This is a genomic window from Leucobacter sp. OLIS6 (genome assembly GCF_002752355.1).
In the GTDB taxonomy this organism is placed as follows: domain Bacteria; phylum Actinomycetota; class Actinomycetes; order Actinomycetales; family Microbacteriaceae; genus Leucobacter.
The window spans coordinates 574,204-594,492 of record NZ_MRAV01000014.1; the positions used below are offsets into that span (position 1 = coordinate 574,204).

16 protein-coding genes are annotated in these 20,289 nt (G+C 69.4%); 3 read left to right on the forward strand and 13 right to left on the reverse strand.

Annotation, left to right across the window (positions count from 1 at the left end):
• Positions 1–4: 4 nt before the first annotated feature.
• Positions 5–1,084, forward strand: a complete 1,080-nt coding sequence (locus BMH31_RS12870; protein WP_099724891.1) for a Rieske 2Fe-2S domain-containing protein — start codon at positions 5–7, stop codon at positions 1,082–1,084.
• Positions 1,081–2,694 (forward strand): cytochrome bc complex cytochrome b subunit, encoded by a 1,614-nt coding sequence (locus tag BMH31_RS12875; protein ID WP_099724890.1) that lies wholly within the window; start codon positions 1,081–1,083, stop codon positions 2,692–2,694. The genes BMH31_RS12870 and BMH31_RS12875 overlap by 4 nt, the downstream gene beginning before the upstream one ends.
• 762 nt (positions 2,695–3,456) lie before the next feature.
• Here the strand turns inward: BMH31_RS12875 and BMH31_RS12880 are convergent.
• The 6 genes from BMH31_RS12880 to BMH31_RS12905 all read right to left on the reverse strand — a co-directional run bounded on the left by BMH31_RS12880 (position 3,457) and on the right by BMH31_RS12905 (position 8,066).
• Positions 3,457–4,167: a TetR/AcrR family transcriptional regulator gene (locus BMH31_RS12880; RefSeq protein WP_199068483.1), complete on the reverse strand. Its 711-nt coding sequence runs from the start codon at positions 4,165–4,167 to the stop codon at positions 3,457–3,459.
• The gene (locus tag BMH31_RS12885) at positions 4,154–4,597 is read right to left on the reverse strand and encodes a GNAT family N-acetyltransferase (RefSeq protein ID WP_046456346.1); all 444 of its coding nucleotides are present in this window, start codon (positions 4,595–4,597) and stop codon (positions 4,154–4,156) included. The genes BMH31_RS12880 and BMH31_RS12885 overlap by 14 nt, the downstream gene beginning before the upstream one ends.
• Before the next feature lie 9 nt (positions 4,598–4,606).
• Complete coding sequence (locus BMH31_RS12890) at positions 4,607–5,029, reverse strand: cytochrome c oxidase subunit 4 (protein ID WP_046456347.1); 423 nt, start codon at positions 5,027–5,029, stop codon at positions 4,607–4,609.
• A gap of 22 nt (positions 5,030–5,051) precedes the next feature.
• The gene (ctaD, locus tag BMH31_RS12895) at positions 5,052–6,698 is read right to left on the reverse strand and encodes a cytochrome c oxidase subunit I (RefSeq protein WP_046456348.1); all 1,647 of its coding nucleotides are present in this window, start codon (positions 6,696–6,698) and stop codon (positions 5,052–5,054) included.
• A gap of 5 nt (positions 6,699–6,703) precedes the next feature.
• A complete protein-coding gene (gene coxB / locus BMH31_RS12900) occupies positions 6,704–7,558 on the reverse strand; it encodes a cytochrome c oxidase subunit II (RefSeq protein WP_084821180.1) in 855 nt (284 codons plus the stop codon).
• A 142-nt stretch (positions 7,559–7,700) separates the two neighbouring features.
• Positions 7,701–8,066, reverse strand: a complete 366-nt coding sequence (locus tag BMH31_RS12905; protein ID WP_099724889.1) for an iron-sulfur cluster assembly accessory protein — start codon at positions 8,064–8,066, stop codon at positions 7,701–7,703.
• A gap of 163 nt (positions 8,067–8,229) precedes the next feature.
• On the opposite strand from BMH31_RS12905, the gene BMH31_RS12910 reads away from it, so the two are divergent.
• The gene (locus BMH31_RS12910; protein ID WP_046456351.1) at positions 8,230–8,808 is read left to right on the forward strand and encodes a DUF3043 domain-containing protein; all 579 of its coding nucleotides are present in this window, start codon (positions 8,230–8,232) and stop codon (positions 8,806–8,808) included.
• Between the two features lie 58 nt (positions 8,809–8,866).
• On the opposite strand, the gene BMH31_RS12915 is transcribed toward BMH31_RS12910, so the two are convergent.
• The 7 genes from BMH31_RS12915 to gltB form a co-directional block, all read right to left on the reverse strand.
• Positions 8,867–9,907: a quinone-dependent dihydroorotate dehydrogenase gene (locus BMH31_RS12915; protein ID WP_241898280.1), complete on the reverse strand. Its 1,041-nt coding sequence runs from the start codon at positions 9,905–9,907 to the stop codon at positions 8,867–8,869.
• 7 nt (positions 9,908–9,914) lie between these two features.
• Positions 9,915–10,418, reverse strand: coding sequence for a transcriptional regulator NrdR (nrdR, locus tag BMH31_RS12920; protein WP_099724888.1), 504 nt, complete (start codon positions 10,416–10,418; stop codon positions 9,915–9,917).
• Complete coding sequence (gene hisD, locus BMH31_RS12925; RefSeq protein WP_099725308.1) at positions 10,418–11,740, reverse strand: histidinol dehydrogenase; 1,323 nt, start codon at positions 11,738–11,740, stop codon at positions 10,418–10,420. The genes nrdR and hisD overlap by 1 nt, the downstream gene beginning before the upstream one ends.
• Positions 11,741–11,750: 10 nt before the next feature.
• Positions 11,751–13,313: a methyltransferase gene (locus tag BMH31_RS12930; RefSeq protein WP_099724887.1), complete on the reverse strand. Its 1,563-nt coding sequence runs from the start codon at positions 13,311–13,313 to the stop codon at positions 11,751–11,753.
• 64 nt (positions 13,314–13,377) lie between these two features.
• Positions 13,378–14,022, reverse strand: a complete 645-nt coding sequence (locus tag BMH31_RS12935; RefSeq protein WP_099724886.1) for an NAD(P)H-binding protein — start codon at positions 14,020–14,022, stop codon at positions 13,378–13,380.
• A gap of 88 nt (positions 14,023–14,110) precedes the next feature.
• Positions 14,111–15,556, reverse strand: a complete 1,446-nt coding sequence (locus tag BMH31_RS12940) for a glutamate synthase subunit beta (RefSeq protein ID WP_099724885.1) — start codon at positions 15,554–15,556, stop codon at positions 14,111–14,113.
• Entirely contained in the window at positions 15,549–20,180 is a 4,632-nt protein-coding gene (gltB, locus tag BMH31_RS12945; RefSeq protein ID WP_099725307.1) for a glutamate synthase large subunit, read from the reverse strand. Before gltB ends, BMH31_RS12940 begins: the two co-directional genes overlap by 8 nt.
• Positions 20,181–20,289: the final 109 nt, after the last annotated feature.

Here is a 20,289-nt window from a genome sequence, read left to right on the forward strand (position 1 = left end):
CAACATGGCAGAGGAAGCGATGAACAGCGGCAGCGATAGCGCCGCTGTCGCAGCCCGCAGCCACGGCGCAGCAGGGGACGTCGCGGTCGGTACCGCCGTCGTCTCCGACGACGCCGTTCAGAACCCGGGCCTTCCTGCGCACCGGAAGCGTGTCACCGACACCGATCCGAAGAAGGAGAAGCGAGCCGAGCGCATCGTCTTCACCCTCTTCTACCTGTCGATCGCGGGCAGCCTCGGCTCGGTCCTCGCCTACATGTTCTTCCCCATCGAGACCGGGGATCTCATGGCGATCCGCCTGAACACCCTCTTCGTGGGTCTGGGCATGGCGCTCGCGCTGCTCGCCGTCGGCATCGGCGCGGTCCACTGGGGCAAGGCCCTCATGGCCGACCACGAGTCGATCGACGAGCGCCACCCGGTCGCCAGCGACACCGCGACGCGCGAGGCCTCGGCCGAGGTGTTCGAGCTCGCCGACAAGGAATCGGGCTTCTCGCGCCGTTCGCTCGTGCGCAACAGCCTCATCGGCGCCCTGGTCGCGTTCCCGCTCCCCGGCATCACCCTGCTCCGCGGCCTCGCTCCGCAGGACAAGGATCCGGTGGAGCTGCTGAAGCACACCATGTGGGACAAGGGAATCCGTCTCGCTCGCGATCCCTCCGGCGTTCCGATCAAGGCTTCCGACGTCACCATCGGCTCGGCCTTCCACGTGATCCCCGAGAACCTGCACGAGGCCGAGCACGTGCTCGACGAGAAGGCCAAGGCCATCGTCCTGCTCATGCGTCTCGATCCGGCGGACCTCAAGGAGCTCCCCGAGCGCAAGACCTGGTCGTACAACGGAATCGTCGCGTACTCGAAGGTCTGCACCCACGTCGGCTGCCCGGTGGCGCTCTACGAGCAGCGCACCCACCACCTGCTCTGCCCCTGCCACCAGTCGCAGTTCGATGTGTCCGAGCACGCCAAGGTCATCTTCGGCCCGGCGAAGCGTCCCCTTCCCCAGCTCCCCATCACGGTGGACGAAGAGGGCTACCTCGTCGCGCAGAGCGATTTCCATGAACCCGTCGGCCCGAGCTTCTGGGAGCGTCTCAAGTGAGCAGCACCGCCACCACCACCTCGACCGCGAGCGGATCGAGCCGATTCACCGCCGCCGCGGCGAACTACATCGACGAGCGCACCAAGATCGGTGTCGCCGTCAAGGAGTTCGGCCGCAAGGTGTTCCCCGACCACTGGTCGTTCCTGCTCGGTGAGGTCGCGCTCTACAGCTTCGTCGTCATCCTGCTGTCGGGTACCTTCCTGACCCTGTTCTTCCAGGCGTCGATGGTCGAGACCCACTACACCGGTCCCTACGTGCCCATGAAGGGCCTCGAGATGTCCGCCGCCATGGCGTCGACGCTCGACATCTCCTTCTCGGTGCGCGGCGGCCTGCTCATGCGCCACGTCCACCACTGGGCCGCGCTGCTGTTCGTCGCCTCCATCGGCCTGCACATGCTGCGCATCTTCTTCACCGGTGCGTTCCGCAAGCCGCGCGAGCTCAACTGGGTGATCGGTTTCGTCCTCTTCATCCTCGCGATGGCCGAGGGCTTCACCGGCTACTCGCTCCCCGACGACGTGCTCTCGGGCAACGGCCTCCGCATCATCGACGGCATCATCAAGGCCATCCCGGTCATCGGCACCTACCTCTCCTTCTTCTTCTTCGGCGGAGAGTTCCCGGGCACCGCGATCGTCGGACGCCTCTACATGCTGCACATCATGGTGCTCCCCGCACTCGTGATCCTGTTCGTCGCCCTGCACCTCGCGTTCGTGGTCATCCACAAGCACACGCAGTACGCGGGTCCGGGCAAGACCCAGCAGAACGTGGTCGGCTTCCCCGTCCTCCCCGTGTACGCGGCCAAGGCCGGCGGCTTCTTCTTCATCGTGTTCGGCGTCATCGTGCTCATCGCATCGTTCGTCGGAATCAACCCGATCTGGAACTACGGGCCGTACGACCCATCCCCCGTGTCCGCCGGTACCCAGCCCGACTGGTACATCGGCTTCGCGGACGGCATGCTGCGTCTGGTCCCGCCGGGGCTCGAGGCGGAGTGGTTCGGCTACACCTGGTCGTTCAACATGCTCCTGCCGCTGATCATCATCGGCCTGTTCATCGTGCTCGTCATGATCTACCCCTTCATCGAGGCGTGGGTCACGGGCGACAAGCGCGAGCACCACATCCTGGACCGCCCCCGCAACGCTCCCACGCGTACCGCGATCGGCGCCGCCGGCGTGACCTTCTACGCCGTGATGTGGGCGGGGGCGAGCTCGGACCTCATGGCCACGCACTTCCAGCTCTCCATGGAGGGTGTGATCCACGCGCTGCAGGCTCTCCTGATCCTCGGCCCGATCGTCGCCTACCAGGTCACGAAGCGCATCTGCCTCGGCCTGCAGAAGAAGGATCGCTCGATCGCTCTGCACGGATACGAGTCGGGACGCATCGTTCGCATGCCCGGTGGCGAGTTCATCGAGGTGCACAAGCCGCTCAGCGACTACGAGTCCTGGAAGCTCGTCAGCTACCACGACTACGCACCGCTCATGCTGCGCCCGAACGACGAGGGCAAGATTCCCTTCTCGCGTCGTCTGCGCGCCGGCGTCAGCCGCTGGTTCTTCGAGGACCGCATCGTTCCCCCGACCAAGGGTGAGATCGAGCAGGGCCACCACGAGGGTCACTGACTCTCAGGCTGAACAACGGGTGGGCCTCCGCAGGATTCGTTCCTGCGGAGGTCCACCCGTTTTTGCGTGCTCCGAGCGCATCGGTCCTCGTCCAGCTGACCCGTCGGGCTGATCCGTCAGGGAGGCCTCGGGCGGGCGGGTTTCGGTGCAGAAGTGCTCACCGCGAGGACCTCGGAGCAGAGAATCTCGCAAGAGAAGATGTTGCGACAAGGGAACAATCACTCCCCTCGTGAAACCCGCTCGCACAGGCTCCGCGCACACGGCGCGTCCCCTTCTTGCGGCTGCATCCGAACCCTGTCTGGCAGCTCCGCTCCGCGCCTTCTTCCCGCTCACGGCGCACTGCCGTTGATGCCGAGTGGCGCCAAAACGCACTTATGAGCGCGGCATTCGACGCAAGTGCCGCCACTCGGTGCAGGCGGGTGCGTGATGCGACGGCCGCAGCACGTCGCCGAAGCAGGTGATTCCAGAGTTCCGGGCCCGCTCCCCTGTCACCATGCGTCCCAACGTCGACCTCGAGCTCAGAGGGTCCGTTCAGGCTCACCCGCCGGAAGGAGATTCGTGTTCAGACTGACGAACTTCGTCGTCCGTCTCCTTCTGAACACCAATCTCCTGGACGTGAGGACGCTCCGCCGAGCTGCAGGATGAGCGGCCGGGTCTAGCGCCGCTGCTCGCCCAGAACCCGGTCCTACGCGGTGAGAAGCTCTGCTCGCGGAGAGGTGGCCGCGCACCCGTGGCGGCCGCGCCCCGGCAGTCAGCGACCGGCTAGGCCTCCGGTCGGGCCAGCAACAGCTCTGCGCCACGCAGTACCAGCCGGTCGAACGCGGACGCGCCGATACGAGTGCGCAGCGTCGAGAGCTCGACACGGAGTTCCGGCCCCAGCTGCGCGTCTGCGGTCAGCGCGATCGCCTGCAACAGCACCCGAGCCGCATCAGCACCATCGCTCTCGGTCGAGCGCCCACTCGCACCATGCGCGCGAACAACGGAGCCGACGGCGGCAGGGGCGTCGGCAGTGGCAGCGGCGGCAGGCGTATCGGCAGCGGCGGCGGGAGCCTCGGCAGCAGGCTCAGCAGGTACGCGTGCGGGAAGACCGCCGCGGGTACCGGCAGGGTTTTCCGGGCCGGCTCCAGACACGTTCGGCTCTGCGAGACGCCCAACAGCGTGCTCCGCGGTCCGCTCTGCGATCGGTTCCGCAGCACGCGCCGCCAGCCGCCCTGCGGCCCGCTCCGCGGTCGGCTCAGCAAGCCGCTCAGCGACCCGACGCACGACCGCGAGGAACAGGGCACCCTTGGACGGGAAACTCGCGTAGACGTGCGGCTGTGGGACTTCGGCCCGGGCGGCGATGCCCGCGGTCGAAGCTCCGTGATAGCCGAAGAGGCCGAACTCGATGAGTCCGGCCTCGATCAGGCGCTCCCGGTTCTCGCCCGGACGACGCCGGGGACGGGCGGGAGCAGAAAACTGGCTATCCGAGGTCAAGGATCTTCCGGTAGTGCTCCCCGACCGCTTCGAACCCTCGGTGGTTGTAGAACGAACCGATGCGAGCGGTCGACGCGGACAGCTGACGCACGCCGCGCCCCATGCAGTAGTGCTCGTTGGCCTGCATCAGGCGATCGCCGATGCCGTGCCCCCGAGAGTTCGAATCGACGACGATCTCCTGCAGGTGGGCCGTCAGGCCAGGTGCGTGCAGCAACCGGGAGACGGTCGTCAGCGAGTAGCCGACGACCTTCTCGTCGAGCTCGGCGACGAAGAGCACGTTGGTCTCGTGGTCGCGGCGCCGGAGCACGTTGTCGAGACCGACGAGGAACTCGTCGCGGCCGATCGGCTCACGGCCGGTCTGATACTGGCGAGCCAGATCGAAGAGCGCCGCAGCGTCTTCGATCTGGCCCCGTCGAATCGTGATTCCCACGCGAGTTCCTTAGCGGGCGAAGTTGCCGCGGTAGTACTCGTAGACCCAGCCGACCACGCCCACGAGCACGATCGGTGCTGCGAGGAACGCGAGCCAGAACTCGAATCCGATGCACAGGCCGAGGACGACCAGCGACGCGCCGAAGGCGAGGACGATGGGCCACCAGCTCCACGGGCTGAACTCGCCCAGCTCGGGGTCGCCGTCGTCGATGTCCGAGTCCTCGAGGTCCTCGATCAGCTCGCCGCCCTGCTTGCTGCGCGTGAGCTGCAGGTAGAAGGCGATGAAGCCGGTGAGGCCGCCCGAGAGCAGGATCGCGGTGGATCCGACCCACTCGACGCCGCCGTGGTCGATGAGGTTCCAGACGGTGTAGACGGCTGCCAGGAGCACCAGGTACGCGGTCAGGATCCAGAAGATGACGATGTTGGACTTCATGTCGTTCGTTGCCTCTCAGTCGTCACTTCTTGGGGGCGAGCTCGTGCTGCTCGCTCTCCTGGCCGACCTGCTGGATGCCGCTGACCTCGGGGTGGTTGAGATCGAACGCGGGCGACTCGGTGCGGATGCGCGGGATCGAGGTGAAGTTGTGACGCGGCGGCGGGCAGGAGGTCGCCCACTCGAGCGAGCGGCCGAAGCCCCATGGGTCGTTCACGGTCACCTTCGGTGCGCGGCGCGAGGTGATGTACACGTTCAGGAGGAACGGGATCATCGATGCGCCGAGGATCATCGCGCCCACGGTCGAGAGCTGGTTCATCCAGGTGACACCGTCCTCGGGGAGGTAGGTGTAGTAGCGACGCGGCATGGCCATGACGCCCAGCCAGTGCTGGATGAGGAAGGTCGTGTGGAAGCCGATGAAGAGCACCCAGAAGTGGATCTTGCCGAGACGCTCGTTGAGCATCTTGCCGGTCCACTTCGGCCACCAGAAGTAGAAGCCCGCGAACATCGCGAACACGACGGTGCCGAACACGACGTAGTGGAAGTGCGCCACCACGAAGTAGGTGTCGGACAGGTGGAAGTCGAGCGCCGGCGAGGCGAGGATGACACCCGTGAGACCGCCGAAGACGAAGGTCACGAGGAAGCCGATCGACCAGAGCATCGGGGTCTCGAAGGTGATCGAGCCGCGCCACATGGTGCCGAGCCAGTTGAAGATCTTCACGCCGGTCGGAACCGCGATGAGCATGGTCATCAGGGCGAAGAACGGCAGGAGCACCGAACCGGTGACGTACATGTGGTGCGCCCACACGGTCATCGACAGGGCCGCGATCGAGATGGTCGCGTAGATCAGGGTCTTGTAGCCGAAGATCGGCTTGCGGCTGAACACCGGGAAGATCTCGGAGACGATGCCGAAGAACGGCAGCGCGATGATGTAGACCTCGGGGTGTCCGAAGAACCAGAAGAGGTGCTGCCAGAGAATGGCGCCGCCCTGGCCGTCGTAGATGTGCGCGCCGAAGATGCGGTCGGCTGCGAGGCCGAAGAACGCCGCGGCGAGCACGGGGAAGACGAGGAGCACCAGGATCGAGGTGATGAGCGTGTTCCAGGTGAACACGGACATGCGCCACATGGTCATGCCCGGTGCGCGCATGGTGATGATCGTGGTGATGAAGTTCACGCCGCCCATGATCGTGCCGAAGCCGCTCACGCCGAGGCCGAGCACCCAGAGGTTGCCGCCCACGCCCGGCGAGAAGGTCATGCCGGAGAGGGGCGAGTACGCGAACCAGCCGAAGGAGGCCGCGCCCTGCGGGGTGAGGAAGCCGCCGACCGCCATGAGCGAGCCGAAGGTGTAGAGCCAGAAGGCGAATGCGTTCAGTCGCGGGAAGGCGACGTCAGGGGCACCGATCTGCAGGGGCATGATCACGTTGGCGAAGCCGGCGAACAGCGGCGTCGCGAACATGAGCAGCATGATCGTGCCGTGCATGGTGAACAGCTGGTTGTACTGCTCCTTGGTGGCGACGATCTCGAGGCCGGGAGCGAACAGCTGGGCGCGGATCACGAGGGCCATGAGGCCGCCGATCAGGAACCACACGAAGGAGCTGATCAGATACATGTATCCGATCACCTTGTGGTCCGTGGACGTGATCCACGTGACGAATACGTTGCCCTTCTTCATGTGCCTTATCCCTCGTGCTTTTCACCGGCGGCGGCCGGAGCGGCGAACAGATCCTGGTTCGGGTTCTGATCGTTGCCGACCAGACCCGTCTTGCCCTGCTCGCGCAGCGACTTGACGTATGCGTCGTACTCGTCCTGGTTCACGACCTTGACCTCGAACAGCATCATCGAGTGGTACTCGCCGCAGAGCTCGGCGCACTTGCCCATGAAGGTGCCCGTCTTGGTGGGCGTGAAGGTCATGTAGTTGGTCTTGCCCGGGATCATGTCCTTCTTGTAGAGGAAGTCCACGACCCAGAACGAGTGGATGACGTCGCGCGACTCGAGACGGATCTCGGTCGTCTTGTTGACGGGCAGGTAGAGCACCGGCATGGTCTCGGGCTTGGCCGAGCCCTTCTTGTCGGTCTGGACCTGAACGCCCTGGAAGTGGACGTCGTCCTTCACGTAGTTGAAGTCCCAGGCCCAGCGCTTGCCGAAGACCTCGACGACGTTCTCGGGGTTGGGATCCCGTGCCTCGATCTTGGACTGCTCCTGCGCGGTGAAGGCGAAGAAGCCGATGACCAGGATGACCGGGACGATCGTGAAGAAGGTCTCGATGGGCATGTTGTAGCGCAGCTGCACCGGCATGCCGGTCTGGCCCTTGCGGCGGCGGTATGCGATCGCCGCCCAGATGATCAGACCCCAGGTGATCACACCGACGGCGAGCAGCACGATCCAGGAGTTGACCCAGAGGCTGGTGATGCCGTCCGTATGGTTCGTCGCGCCTTCGGAGCCAGCGGGGAGGAAGCCCCGCTGCTGCTCGGAGGTGCAGCCTGCGAGCACCAGCGCTGCAGCCAGCGCGAGTGGGGTCGCGACCCATTTCATTCGACGATTGGAACGCACCGCATACCTTTCGAAACGTGATGTTCGCCACCCGGCGGGCAGGCGAAACTGATGACTCCCTGACAGCTTAGCGCGATCCGGCAAGCGCCCAGGACACGCGCCGGTGCGTCGCAGGATCTTCGGTTCAGCTGAAGCTGTCGCCGCAGGCGCAGCTGCCCTGGGCATTGGGGTTGTCGATGGTGAAGCCCTGCTTCTGGATCGTGTCCTCGAACTCGATGGTCGAGCCGTCCAGGTAGGGCTTGCTCATCTGGTCGACGATCACCTCGACGCCGGAGAAGTCGACGATGGCGTCGTTGTCAAGCACGCGCTCGTCGAAGTAGAGCTGGTAGATCAGCCCGGAGCAGCCTCCGGGCTGCACTGCGATGCGCAGGCGGAGGTCGTCACGACCCTCCTGCGAGAGCAGGCTGCGGACCTTGTCCTGTGCCGTCTCGGACAGCTTGACTCCGTGCGCCGGGGCCTCGACCTCGGGGGTCTGGGTATCAGTGCTCACACCGACTCCTTGCTCGCGATGAACATGTCTGAATCAAGTCTACGCCCGCGCGCGTCGCTCACATGCGCACCGGGTATCCTGGAGGACGGCCCGCACAATCGTCGGGCCCACGAGGGCGGCGTCGCGATCGACGCGGCGCCCAGAAGCAGTCAAGGAGTCGGGCGTGGCACCGAAGCGGACCGAAGATTCGTCGAAGCCGAGCGTTGAGAGCGGAGCGACGGAACCGGTCGTCGGCAAGGGGCGCCCCACGCCGAGCCGCAAGGCCGCGCAGGCCGCGAACGCCCAGCCGCTCGTCGGCAGCCGGGACAAGGCCTCGATGAAGGCCGCGCGGCAGCGCCAGATGGCGGATCGCGACCGTGCGCGCCTGGGCATGATGAACGGCGAGGAGCGGTACCTCACCGCCCGGGACCGCGGCCCGCAGCGCCGCTACGTGCGCGACTTCGTCGACGCGCGTTTCAGCATGGGCGAGATCCTCATCCCCCTCATGCTCCTCATGCTGCTCGGAACGTTCCTGCCCGGCATGGCCGGCGTCTACAGCGTCTTCATCGTCTGGGGCTTCGTCGCGCTCGCGGTGCTCGACTCGGTGCTCCTCGGGGTGCGCCTGAACGGCAAGCTCGCGGCGAAGTTCGGCAAGGAGAACGTCCAGAAGGGCTTCCGCTGGTACGCCGCCATGCGCGCGTTCCAGATGCGCTTCCTGCGGATGCCGAAGCCGCAGGTCAAGCGCCGTCAGTACCCGAACTGATCGGGACGACCAGAAAGGGAGCGGAGGCATCGCCTCCGCTCCCTTTTTCTGTGCGCCCTTATGAGTTCTGCCGCCAACCGGAGGCGGCGAGCCCCCGGTTGATATCGCGGGCCCAGAACGGTCCTTCGTAGATGTAGGCGGTGAAGCCCTGCACGAGCGTCGCACCGGCGTCCAGCCGCTCGCGCACGTCGGCGGCGGTGGTAACCCCGCCGACCGAGACGACGCAGAGCTCGGGCGGTGCCGCCTCGCGGATCCGATGCAGCACCTCCAGCGAGCGCTGCTTGAGCGGCGCACCCGACAGGCCGCCCGCGCCCATCGCCTCGACCTCGGAGGCGGGGGCGGTGAGCCCCTCGCGCGAGATGGTGGTGTTGGTGGCGATGATGCCGTCGAGGCCCAGCTCCCCCACCAGATCGACGATGCCGTCGATCTGCGGGTCGTCGAGATCGGGGGCGATCTTCACGAGGAGCGGCGTGCCCTGGGCCGCATCGCGCACCTCGGCGAGCAGCGGCCGGAGCATGGAGAGTTCCTGCAGTCCACGCAGTCCGGGCGTGTTCGGTGAGCTCACGTTGACGGCGAGGTAGTCGGCGACGGGCGCGAGGCGCTGCGCGCTCCACACGTAGTCCTGCACCGCGTCATCGACCTCGGTGACCCGGCTCTTGCCGATGTTCACGCCGATGATCGGGCGGTGCCGCGACAGTCGCGCGCGCTCGATGCGGGCGACCGCGGCCGCGGATCCCCCGTTGTTGAAACCCATGCGGTTGATGAGCCCGCGGTCGTCGACCAGGCGATGCATGCGCGGCTTCGGGTTGCCGGGCTGCGCGTGCCGGGTCAGCGTGCCGACCTCGACGTGGCCGAAGCCGAAGGCGCCGAGGCCGAGGATGCCCTCGGCGTTCTTGTCGAAGCCCGCGGCGAGCCCGAAGGGACTCGGAAAGTCGAGGCCGAGCGCACGGACGCGCAGCGAGGGATCGGGCGCGCAGAGGGCTCGCAGCGCCGCACCGGCCGCCGGAGCTCCCTTGATGACGCCGAAGGCCAGGTGATGGGCCTGCTCGGGATCCATGCGGCGCAGCAGCGTGTTGAAGAGCTGGGGGTACAGACGCATGGTGCGGCTACTCCTGGGGGTTCTGGATCGAAGCGGGTTCGTCGACGCTCGGCATCGATCCCGTGCGCGGGTGCGCTCGCAGTTCGGCGATCGCCGAATCGAAGTCGGAGAGCGATTCGAAGGCCTGGTAGACGCTCGCGAAGCGCAGGTACGCCACCTCGTCGAGCTCGCGGAGGTGGGGCAGGATCGCGAGGCCGATCTCGTTGGCCTCGAACTGCGCGATGCCCGCGGAGCGGACCGATTCCTCGACGCGCTGGGCGAGGATCGCGAGGTCGGCCTCCGTGACCGGGCGCCCCTGGCAGGCCTTGCGGACGCCGCTCATGACCTTCTCGCGGCTGAACGGCTCGACCACGCCGGAGCGCTTGATCACGGTGAGGCTCGCGGTCTCGGTGGTGCTGAATCGACGGCCGCACTCCGGGCACTGGCGCCGACGGCGGATCGACAGGCCGTCGTCGGAGGTGCGGGAGTCGATCACCCGGGAATCGGGGTGGCGGCAGAACGGGCAGTGCATCAGACGGTCCCCTCGGTCTCGGATTCGAAGCGGGCGGTGACCGCCTCGCCATGCGCGGGCAGCCCCTCGGCGCCGGCGATGGCGAGCAGCGGCTCGTGCACCTCGGACAGCGCGTCGCGCTCGTAGGAGATGACCTGCTGCGGGCGCAGGAAGGTGTGCGCGCCGAGCCCGGCCGCGAAGCGGGCGGTGCCGCCGGTGGGCAGCACGTGGTTCGAGCCCGCGAGGTAGTCGCCGAGGCTCACGGGGGTGTGTCCGCCCAGGAAGATGGCGCCCGCGTTGGACAGGGAACCGAGCAGTGCTTCGGGGTCGGCGGTCTGCACTTCGAGGTGCTCGGGACCGTACGCATCGCTCACGCGCGCAGCCGTAGCGAGGTCGTTCACCAGGATCACGGCGGACTGCGGACCGCCGAGCGCCTGGCGCACGCGCTCCGTGTGCCGGGTGCGCACGGCGCGGCGCTCGACCTCGGCCCCGACGCGCTCCGCGAGTTCGGGCGAGTCGGTCACGAGAACCGAAGCCGCCGCCTCGTCGTGCTCGGCCTGGCTGATCAGGTCCGCGGCGACGAAACCGGGCTCGGCGGTGCGGTCGGCGATCACGAGGATCTCGGTCGTTCCGGCCTCGGAATCGATGCCGACGAGTCCGTTGACCACGCGCTTGGCGGCGGCCACGAAGACGTTGCCCGGTCCGGTGACCACGTCGACCGGCTCGAGCCCGATGCTCGGCACCCCGTGGGCGAAGGCCGCGATGGCGCCGGCGCCGCCGATGGCGTAGACCTCGGTGACGCCCACGATCGCCGCGGCCCAGAGCCCCGCGGGGTGCACGCTTCCCCCGTGCTCGCGCTGCGCGGGCGAGGCGAGCGCGAGGCTCGGCACCCCGGCGGCCTGGGCCGAGACGGCGTTCATGAGCACCGAGGACGGGTATGCGGCCTTGCCGCCGGGGGCGTAGAGCCCCACCCGCGACACCGGCTGCCAGCGCTGCCGGATGACTGCGCCGTCGCCGAAGCGCGTGGTGCGCGCCTCGGGCACCTGCGCGGCCGAAGCGACGCGCAGCCGCTCGGCCAGCAGGCGGAGCGCCCGCTCGATCTCGGGCGGGCAGCTCTCGAGCGATGCCGCGATCTCGGCCTCGGGCACCCGGAGCACATGCCCCTCGACCCCGTCGAAATCGCGCGCCTGCTCGCGCAGCGCGGCCTCGCCACGATCTCGGACCGCGTCGACGAGCGGGCGGACTCGCTCGACGGCGATGCCGGTGTCGACGGCGGCCCTGGGGACCAATTGCAGCAGCTCGGCGCGGCTCAGCTCGCGGCCGCGGAGGTCGATCGTGCGCATCATATTGCGCTCAGTCTATCGGCTGCAGCATCCCGAACCACGCGAGCTCCCGGGCACCGGCGATCAGCGCTTCCCGGGCTGCCGAGGCATCGACCTCGAGCAGGGTCGCGAGCGCGTCCGCGATCTGCCCGAGGGTGAGGTCGCCGTCGCAGGCGCCCACCGCGGCGGCCAGCAGCGGATCCGCGGCGACCCGGCGCGCGATCGGCCGATCGGTGCGCAGCACGATCGAGCTCGGGGCCTCCTGTCCGGGCACGTGCTCGCGCTCCTCGACCACCGCCGGGTCGAGCAGCCAGTGGGCGTCGAGCGCGTCAGCGCCGGTCTTCGCCGCTGCGGCGATCCCGGCGTCGAAGGCCGATTCGAGTAGCGTTCCGAGCCGCTCCGGCGCGAAGGCGCCGGTGGCCTGCTCCAGGTGGATCAGCGGCCCTCCGGCGGCCGGGGCCGCGGCGAGCCGACGGATCCGGATCGCGCCCAGGCCGATGGACACGACGCGCCGGGCGGCGAAGTCGCGCAGCCACGAGGCGACGAGCGCGTCGAACGCGGGGTCGCCGGGCCGGGCGCCGCCATCGCGTGCCCAGGTCTCGGCGTACTGCACCGGGAGCACACGATCCCGCTCGATCACCCAGGCGGCGAGTGACTCGTCGCCCAGGCGATCCGCAGCGTCCTCGATCCAGCCGCGCACCCGTTCGAGGCCGTTCTCACCCCACGGCGACTCCCAGTTGGCGAGGCACAGCGCGGTGCCCCCGGTCCGCAGGTGCTCGGGCGCCGCGCGCACGACGTCCGCGGCCAGTTCGTCGCCCGTGCGTCCGCCGTCGCGGTACTCGTAGACGGCCGCGCCCGGTTCCCTCGGCGTGATGACGAAAGGCGGGTTCGACAGGATCAGGTCGAAGCGATCCCCCGCGACCGGGGCGAACAGGTCGCCCTGCCGGAACTCGATCCAGTCGGCGAGGCCGTTGAGCCGCGCGTTCGCGCGCGCCAGCGCGAGCGCCCGCTCCGAGATGTCGGTGGCGACGACCGGGCCGCGGAGCGCCAGGTGCAGCGCCACGATGCCGCATCCCGTGCCGAGGTCGAGCGACCGTTCGACCGGCTGGGCGGGGGCCTGCGAAATGAGGGAGCGCGTCGCTCCCCCGACGCCCATGACGTGATCGCTGCGGGCGGGACCGCGTCGCAGCTGGTCGTCGAGGTCGGAGAGGATCCACCAATGCTGCGGGTCGTCGGCGATCGCGTCGCTCGCGAGCACCGGGCTCAGCGACAGGGCGATGGAGAGACCGTCCCCGCTCGGGGCGAGCACGCCGAGCGCGCATGCGCCCGCGGCGCCGAGCTCGGGCAGCGCGGCGTCGATCCGCTCGGGCCGCAGCGGTTCGCCGAGCAGCAGCAGCCGGATCAGCGTACCGAGCGGGTCAGCGCCCGCCTCGGCTTCGGCCGCGTCGAGCACGGCGGTCGCGGCCGCGAACACCCCGCGCTGCCGCGCGTCATCGGCGGCGGCGCCGAGGCGTTCCCGCACCGCGGGGACGCGGTAGTCGGCGGCGGCGAGGTCGGCGGCGAGCCGGTCGATCAGTTCGGGTTCGAGATGCACCGTTCCAGCGTAGGGCGTGCCCGGGAGTCACGGGCACGCCCGACGCCGGAACAGGCGGAGGGACTCAGTAGGCGACGGTGAACCGGGCCCGGCGGTGCGCCGGCTGCTCGATCTCGTCGACCACGGCCACGCCGAAGTCGGCACCGCCGATGGTCGAGCTGCCGTCGGCAGCGACGACGGGGAGGTCGCCGCCCACACGGTACTCGCCGCGGAACTCGCCGGCGATCCAGGGGCCGAAGTCGCCGGGAGGAGAGATGACGAACCAGTCGAGGCTCTCGGGGGTCCCCCGCAGATCGTCGAGCACGCCGGCCATGGTGAGCGCCTCCGGCCGGTACTCGTCGCCGAACTCGGGCGTCTCGGCCGCCATCGGGCCGTCCTCGCGGACCAGCAGGGATCCCGCTCCGCCGACCACGCCGAACCGTACGCCCGCGGTGTCCGCTTCGGCGGCGAACTCGGCGATGGCGGGACGCAGCGCATCGACCATGTCCCCGCGCGGCGACGCCGCGACGACGACCACGTCGGACTCGGCGAGCACGCGCGCGCGGTCGGCCGGGTCGGTGATGGAACCGGTCGTGTAGCGCACGTTCGCGATCTGGTTCGGGGCCTCCTTGCGGGTCACGCTCGTCACTTCGAGCCCGCGCACCGCCGCGGCCTCCACGATGTGGGAGCCCGCGTATCCGCTGCCGCCGATCACTGTCACACGAGTCATGTTCCGTCCTTTCACCGAGTGTTGGGGTCGTGAGCCACAACCGGGCTCGGCCGGGGCCTATTCCGACCGTATCCGGCGTTTCTCCGGATCAGGCGAACGCGCGATCGTTCGCGCCGACGGGTGCCGGAAGCTCCGTCGCGCCGGTCAGGTGCCGGTCGACCGCGGCCGCCGCGGCCCGACCCTCGGCGATCGCCCACACGATCAGCGACTGCCCACGGCCGGCGTCGCCCGCGACGTAGACGCCGGGCAGCTCGGTCGAGAAGTCGGCTGCGCGGGCGAACGCCCCGCGGCGCGCGACGGGCAGCGGGAACGCCGCGTCCTCGATCGCTTCGGGACCGGTGAAGCCCATCGCGATGAGCACCAGGTCGGCCTCGAGCAGATGCTCGGTCCCGGGGATCGGCACGCGGCCCTCCTCGGTGAACCCCGTCTCGGCGACCCGCAGGCCCGTCACGCGGCCGGCGTCGTCGCCGACGAACTCGACCGTCGAGGCCAGGTACTTGCGTTCGCCGCCCTCCTCGTGCGAGCTCGACACCTCGAACAGTGTGGGGTGCACAGGCCATGGCTGGGCGTCGGTGCGGGTCTCGGCCGGGCGGCGCCCGATCGCGAGGCTCGTGACCGACGCGGCCCCTTGGCGGTGGGCGGTGCCGACGCAGTCCGCGCCGGTGTCGCCGCCGCCGATCACGATCACGTGCTTGCCGGCCGCGTCGATCGGCGAACCGGGGAGCCCGTCCATGCGGTTCTGCGCGGTCAGGTATTCCATCGCGTAGTGCACGCCCGCGAGGTCGCGTCCGTCGATCGGCAGCGGTCGCGGGATCGTCGATCCCGTCGCGACGACGACCGCGTCGAAGCGGCGGCGCAGCTCGGCCCAGCTCATGTCGCCGCCGATCTCGATCCCGCAGCGGAACCGGGTGCCCTCGGCCCGGAGCTGCTCGACCCGGCGGCTCACCAGCTCCTTCTCGAGCTTGAAATCGGGGATCCCGAAGCGCAGCAGGCCGCCCGGCTCCTCGTCACGCTCGTAGACGACCACGGTGTGCCCGGCGCGGGTGAGCTGCTGGGCCGCGGCGAGGCCGGCGGGTCCCGAGCCGACGACCGCGACCGTCTTGCCCGTGAGCCGTTCGGGCGGCTGCGGCTGCACCCAGCCGTTCGCGAACGCCTGGTCGATGATGCTGTTCTCGATCTGCTTGATCGTGACCGCCGGCTGGTTGATGCCGAGCACGCAGGCAGACTCGCACGGCGCCGGGCAGGCGCGCCCCGTGAACTCGGGGAAGTTGTTCGTCGCATGCAGCCGCTCGATGGCCTCGCGCTCGCGCCCCCGGTACATCAGATCGTTCCACTCGGGGATCAGGTTGCCGAGCGGGCAGCCCTGGTGGCAGAACGCGACGCCGCAGTCCATGCAGCGCGAGGCCTGGCGCTGCACCATGCCGGGGTTCGCCGGGTCGACGACCTCCCGCCAGTCCATGAGGCGCAGCGCGACCGGACGCTTGGGCGCGAGCTCGCGCTCGCGGGTCTTCAGGAATCCGCGCGGATCAGCCATGGGTCGCCTCCAGAATCTCGTTCCACACCTGTTCGCCGTCGGGGTCGGCCCCGGTCGCCCCGGCGCGCTCCCGGATCTCGAGCACGCGCGAGTAGTTCTTCGGGATGATCCGCGTGAAGCGCGCGAACGCGGTGTCGGGGTCCGCCTCGATGTCGCCGAGCAATGCCTCGGCCAGTTCCGATCCGGTCTGCTCGACGTGCCGCGCGAGCAGACCGACGATCCGCTCCCGCAGCTCGTGCGGGACCGGAGTCAGCAGCAGGTCGCCCGAACCGAGCTCGGCCGCGTTGACGTCGGCCGGGTCGAGGTCGAGCAGCACGGCCTCGCCGCCCGACATGCCGGCGCCGATGTTGCGCCCCGTCGGGCCGAGGATCAGGGCGAAGCCGCCCGTGAAGTACTCGAGCGCGTGATCGCCCGTGCCCTCGACGACCGCGGTCGCGCCCGAGCCGCGCACCATGAACCGCTCACCCACGACGCCGGCGATCCAGAGCGATCCGCTCGTCGCGCCGTAGCCGATCACGTTGCCCGCGATCACGTTGTCCGCGGCCGAGTGCCCGGCGTTCGGATCGGGGCGGATCGAGATCTCGCCGCCCGACAGGCCTTTGCCGACGTAGTCGTTCGCGTCGCCCACGAGGCGCAGCGCGATGCCGGCCGGGAGGAAGGCCCCCAGCGACTGGCCCGCGGACCCTGTCAGCGTGATGTCGATCGTCGCGGGGGCGAGCCCCTCCGCGCCGAAGCGGCGCGTCACCTCGTGCCCCAGCATCGTGCCGACCGCGCGGTCGATGTTGCTGATCGGCAGATCGATGATCACCGGGTCGCGCCGTTCGAGCGCGTCGGTCGAGATCTCGATGAGGCCGGCGTCGAAGTGCTCCGCGAGCTCGTGGTCCTGATCCCGGCCGCTGCGGCGCGGTGCCGATTCGTCGAACGCCGGGCCGCGCAGGATCGGCGAGAGGTCGAGGCCGTCGGCCTTCCAGTGCCGGATCGCGTCGTCCACGTCGAGCGCCGCGGTGTCCCCCACTGCTTCGTCGAGCGTGCGGTAGCCGAGCGAGGCCAGGATCTCGCGCACCTCCTCCGCGATGAAGCGGAAGAAGTTGATGACGTGCTCCGCCTGCCCGGTGAAGCGCTCACGCAGCTCGGGGTTCTGCGTCGCGACGCCGACGGGGCAGGTGTCGAGGTGGCAGACCCGCATCATGATGCAACCGGACACCACGAGCGGTGCCGTCGCGAAGCCGAACTCCTCGGCGCCGAGCAGCGCCGCGATCACGACGTCGCGGCCGGTCTTCAGCTGCCCGTCCGCCTGCAGCACCACGCGCTCGCGCAGACCGTTGAGCATGAGGGTCTGCTGGGCCTCGGCGAGGCCCAGCTCCCACGGGGATCCCGCGTGCTTGAGCGAGTTCATCGGACTCGCGCCCGTACCGCCGTCGTGCCCCGAGACGAGGATCACGTCGGAGAGCGCCTTCGCCACGCCCGCGGCCACCGGGCCGATGCCCGATTGCGCGACGAGCTTCGTCGAGATGCGAGCCGAAGGGTTCGCCCGCTTGAGGTCGAAGATCAGCTGCTTGAGATCCTCGATCGAGTAGATGTCGTGGTGCGGCGGCGGCGAGATGAGGCCGACGCCGGGGGTCGCGTGCCGGGTGCGGGCGATCCAGGGGTACATCTTCGCGGGCGGCAGCTGGCCGCCCTCGCCGGGCTTCGCGCCCTGCGCGAGCTTGATCTGGATCTCGTCGGCGTTCGTGAGGTACATCGAGGTGACGCCGAACCGGCCCGAGGCGACCTGCTTGATCGCGCTGCGCCGCTCGGGATCGGTGAGCCGTTCGTCGCTCTCGCCGCCCTCGCCCGTGTTCGACTTACCGCCGAGCCGGTTCATGGCGATCGCCAGCGTCTGGTGCGCCTCGGGCGAGATGGAGCCGTAGCTCATGGCGCCAGTCGCGAAGCGCTTCACGATCTCGCTCACCGGCTCGACCTCGCCGAGCGGCACGGGCGGCCGCTGCGCCGAGAAGCGGAACAGGCCGCGCAGCGTCATGAGCCGCTCCTGCTGCTCGTTGACCCGCCGCGTGTACTCCGAGAAGATCTCGCGGCGGCCGGTGCGCGTGGCGTGCTGCAGCTTGTAGATCGTCTCGGGATCGAAGAGGTGCGGTTCCTCGCCGCGTCGCCAGCGGTACTCCCCGCCGGTGGCGAGGCGCTGGTGCGCGAGCGTCGCCGCGTCGTCCGGGTAGGCGGAGCGGTGGCGCGCGGCGACCTCCGCCGCGATCACGTCGAGCCCGACCCCGCCGAGCCGCGACGCGGTTCCCGTGAAGTACCGGTCGACCACGTCCTGTGCGAGCCCGACCGCCTCGAACGTCTGCGCGCCGCAGTAGGAGGCGACGGTCGAGATGCCCATCTTGCTCATCACCTTGAGCATGCCCTTGCCGAGGCCCTTGATGAGCCGGGCGATCGCCTGCTCCTCGGTCACGCCGCCGATCGAGCCGTCGCGCACGAGCAGGCCGACGGTCTCCATGGCGAGGTACGGGTTCACCGCCGCGGCTCCGTAGCCGATGAGCGCTGCCACGTGGTGCACCTCGCGCACGTCGCCGGCCTCGGCGATGAGCGCGACGCGCATGCGCTGGCCCTCGCGGATGAGGTGGTGGTGCACCGCGGAGACGGCGAGCAGCGACGGCACGGGCGCGAGGTCCTTGTTGGAGTCCCGATCCGAGATGATCAGGAACTCGGCGCCGGCGTCGACCGCCGCGCTGGCCTCCCAGCACAGGGCCTCGAGCCGGTCGGCGAGGCCCTTCGCCCCGAAGTCGACCGGGTAGAGCCCGCGCAGCGCGACCGCGCGCTCGCGCTCGAAGTCCTCGCCGAAGTGCTGGATCCGCGCGAGCGCGTCGTTGTCGATGACCGGGAAGTCGAGGATCACCTGCCGGGCGTGCGCCACGGACTGGGTGAGCAGGTTCTCCTGCGGCCCCATGCCCGCGCGGAGGCTCGTGATGAGCTCCTCGCGTAGCGCGTCGAGCGGCGGGTTCGTGACCTGCGCGAACTGCTGCACGAAGTAGTCGAAGATGAGCCGCGGCCGCTCGCTCAGCACCGCGATCGGGGTATCGGTGCCCATCGCCGCGATCGGCTCGATCCCCTCGCGCGCCATGGGCGTGAGCAGCAGCCGCAGCTCCTCGTCCGTGTAGCCGAAGGTGCGCTGGCGCCGGGTGATCGAGGCCGGCGGGTGCATCAGGTGCTCGCGCTCTGGCTGGTCCGACAGGCGGATCCGTCCCTCGTCGAGCCACTCGCCCCAGGGCGCGAGACCGGCCAGCTCGTTCTTCACGGTCTCGTCGTCCCGGATCTCGCCGGTCGCGAGGTTTACCGCGAGCATGCGGCCGGGCTGCAGGCGCCCGCGCTTGACCACGCGCTCCGGGGCGATGTCGAGTACGCCCGTCTCGCTGGCGATCACCATGGTGCCGTCGCTCGTCACGAGATAGCGTCCGGGCCGCAGGCCGTTGCGGTCGAGCAGCGCGACGAGCTCGGTGCCGTCGGTCGCGATCATGGCGGCGGGGCCGTCCCACGGCTCCATGAGCAGCGAGTGGTACTCGAGGAAGTCGACGAGCTCGGGGCTGAGGCCACGCTCCGATTCCCACGCCTCGGGCACCATCATCGCGAGCGCGTGCGGCAGGCTGCGTCCCGCCATCACGAGGAGCTCGAGCACCTCGTCGAAGCTGGCCGAGTCGCTGCCACCGTCGGAGCAGATGGGAGTGAGCTGCCGCACGTCGCCGAGGCGGTCGCTCTCGAGCTGCGCCTCGCGCGCCCGCATCCAGTTCCGGTTGCCCCGAACCGTGTTGATCTCGCCGTTGTGCGCGACGAGGCGCAACGGCTGCGCGAGGTGCCAGGACGGGAAGGTGTTGGTCGAGTAGCGGGAGTGCACGATCGCGAAACGGCTCGCGAAGCGCTCGTCGGACAGCTCCGGGTAGAAGCCTGAGAGCTGCAGCGTAGTGACCATGCCCTTGTAGACGATGGTGCGCGCGCTGAGCGAGGGCAGATAGACGCCCGTCTCGTTCTGGACCCGCTTCCGGGTGCGGAAGGCGCGGCGTTCGAGCTCGTCGGTGTCGATGGGACGCGCCTGGCCGAGCAGCGCGGCTCCCCCGGCCTCGTCGACGTGCGGCGCGAGGATCAGCTGCTCGATCCGCGGTGCCGCTTCGCGCGCGCTCTCGCCGAGCACTTCCGGGCGCACCGAGACGGGACGCCAGGCGATCACATCGAGCGATTCCTCCGCTGCGATCGCCGCGATGCGGTAGCGCACCGCGCGCCGCTCGGTCGAGGACCGCGGCAGGAACGCGAGGCCCGCCGCATAGCGGCCGGGCTCCGGCAGTACCGCTTCGGGATCGTGCTCGGCCAGCTCGGCGCGGATCAGCGCGTCGGGCAGATCGCTCAGGATCCCGGCGCCGTCGCCGGTGCCCGCGTCGGAGCCGACCGCACCGCGGTGCTCGAGGTGCTCGAGCGCTTCGAGCGCTTGCGAGATGACCTCGTGTCCGGGTGCGCCTGTCAGAGACACGATCGCGGCGAGGCCGCACGCGTCGCGCTCGTCCTCCGGGCGGTAGAGGCCGCTGGCAGCGGGGAATCCGCTCGTCACGGCCGGGTTCGGGGTCGCAGGAGTCGTTCGCATCGACGTCCTCTCGATCATCGGGACGTCGGCGGCCCGCGTGGAGACTCGCTCGACGGGTGCACCGGTCGGCATCATTGCCGTGCCGCCGTGAGCGGAGTGGGAGCTTTGA

What these genes read in the sequence shown, in the direction of transcription:
- BMH31_RS12870 (WP_099724891.1), top strand. Translation starts at nt 5, where the DNA reads ATGGCAGAGGAAGCGATGAACAGCGGCAGCGATAGCGCCGCTGTCGCA.
- BMH31_RS12890 (WP_046456347.1), bottom strand. Translation starts at nt 5,029, where the DNA reads ATGAAGTCCAACATCGTCATCTTCTGGATCCTGACCGCGTACCTGGTG.
- ctaD (WP_046456348.1), bottom strand. Translation starts at nt 6,698, where the DNA reads ATGAAGAAGGGCAACGTATTCGTCACGTGGATCACGTCCACGGACCAC.
- coxB (WP_084821180.1), bottom strand. Translation starts at nt 7,558, where the DNA reads ATGAAATGGGTCGCGACCCCACTCGCGCTGGCTGCAGCGCTGGTGCTC.
- BMH31_RS12915 (WP_241898280.1), bottom strand. Translation starts at nt 9,907, where the DNA reads ATGCGTCTGTACCCCCAGCTCTTCAACACGCTGCTGCGCCGCATGGAT.
- nrdR (WP_099724888.1), bottom strand. Translation starts at nt 10,418, where the DNA reads ATGCACTGCCCGTTCTGCCGCCACCCCGATTCCCGGGTGATCGACTCC.
- hisD (WP_099725308.1), bottom strand. Translation starts at nt 11,740, where the DNA reads ATGCGCACGATCGACCTCCGCGGCCGCGAGCTGAGCCGCGCCGAGCTG.
- BMH31_RS12935 (WP_099724886.1), bottom strand. Translation starts at nt 14,022, where the DNA reads ATGACTCGTGTGACAGTGATCGGCGGCAGCGGATACGCGGGCTCCCAC.
- BMH31_RS12940 (WP_099724885.1), bottom strand. Translation starts at nt 15,556, where the DNA reads ATGGCTGATCCGCGCGGATTCCTGAAGACCCGCGAGCGCGAGCTCGCG.
- gltB (WP_099725307.1), bottom strand. Translation starts at nt 20,180, where the DNA reads ATGCGAACGACTCCTGCGACCCCGAACCCGGCCGTGACGAGCGGATTC.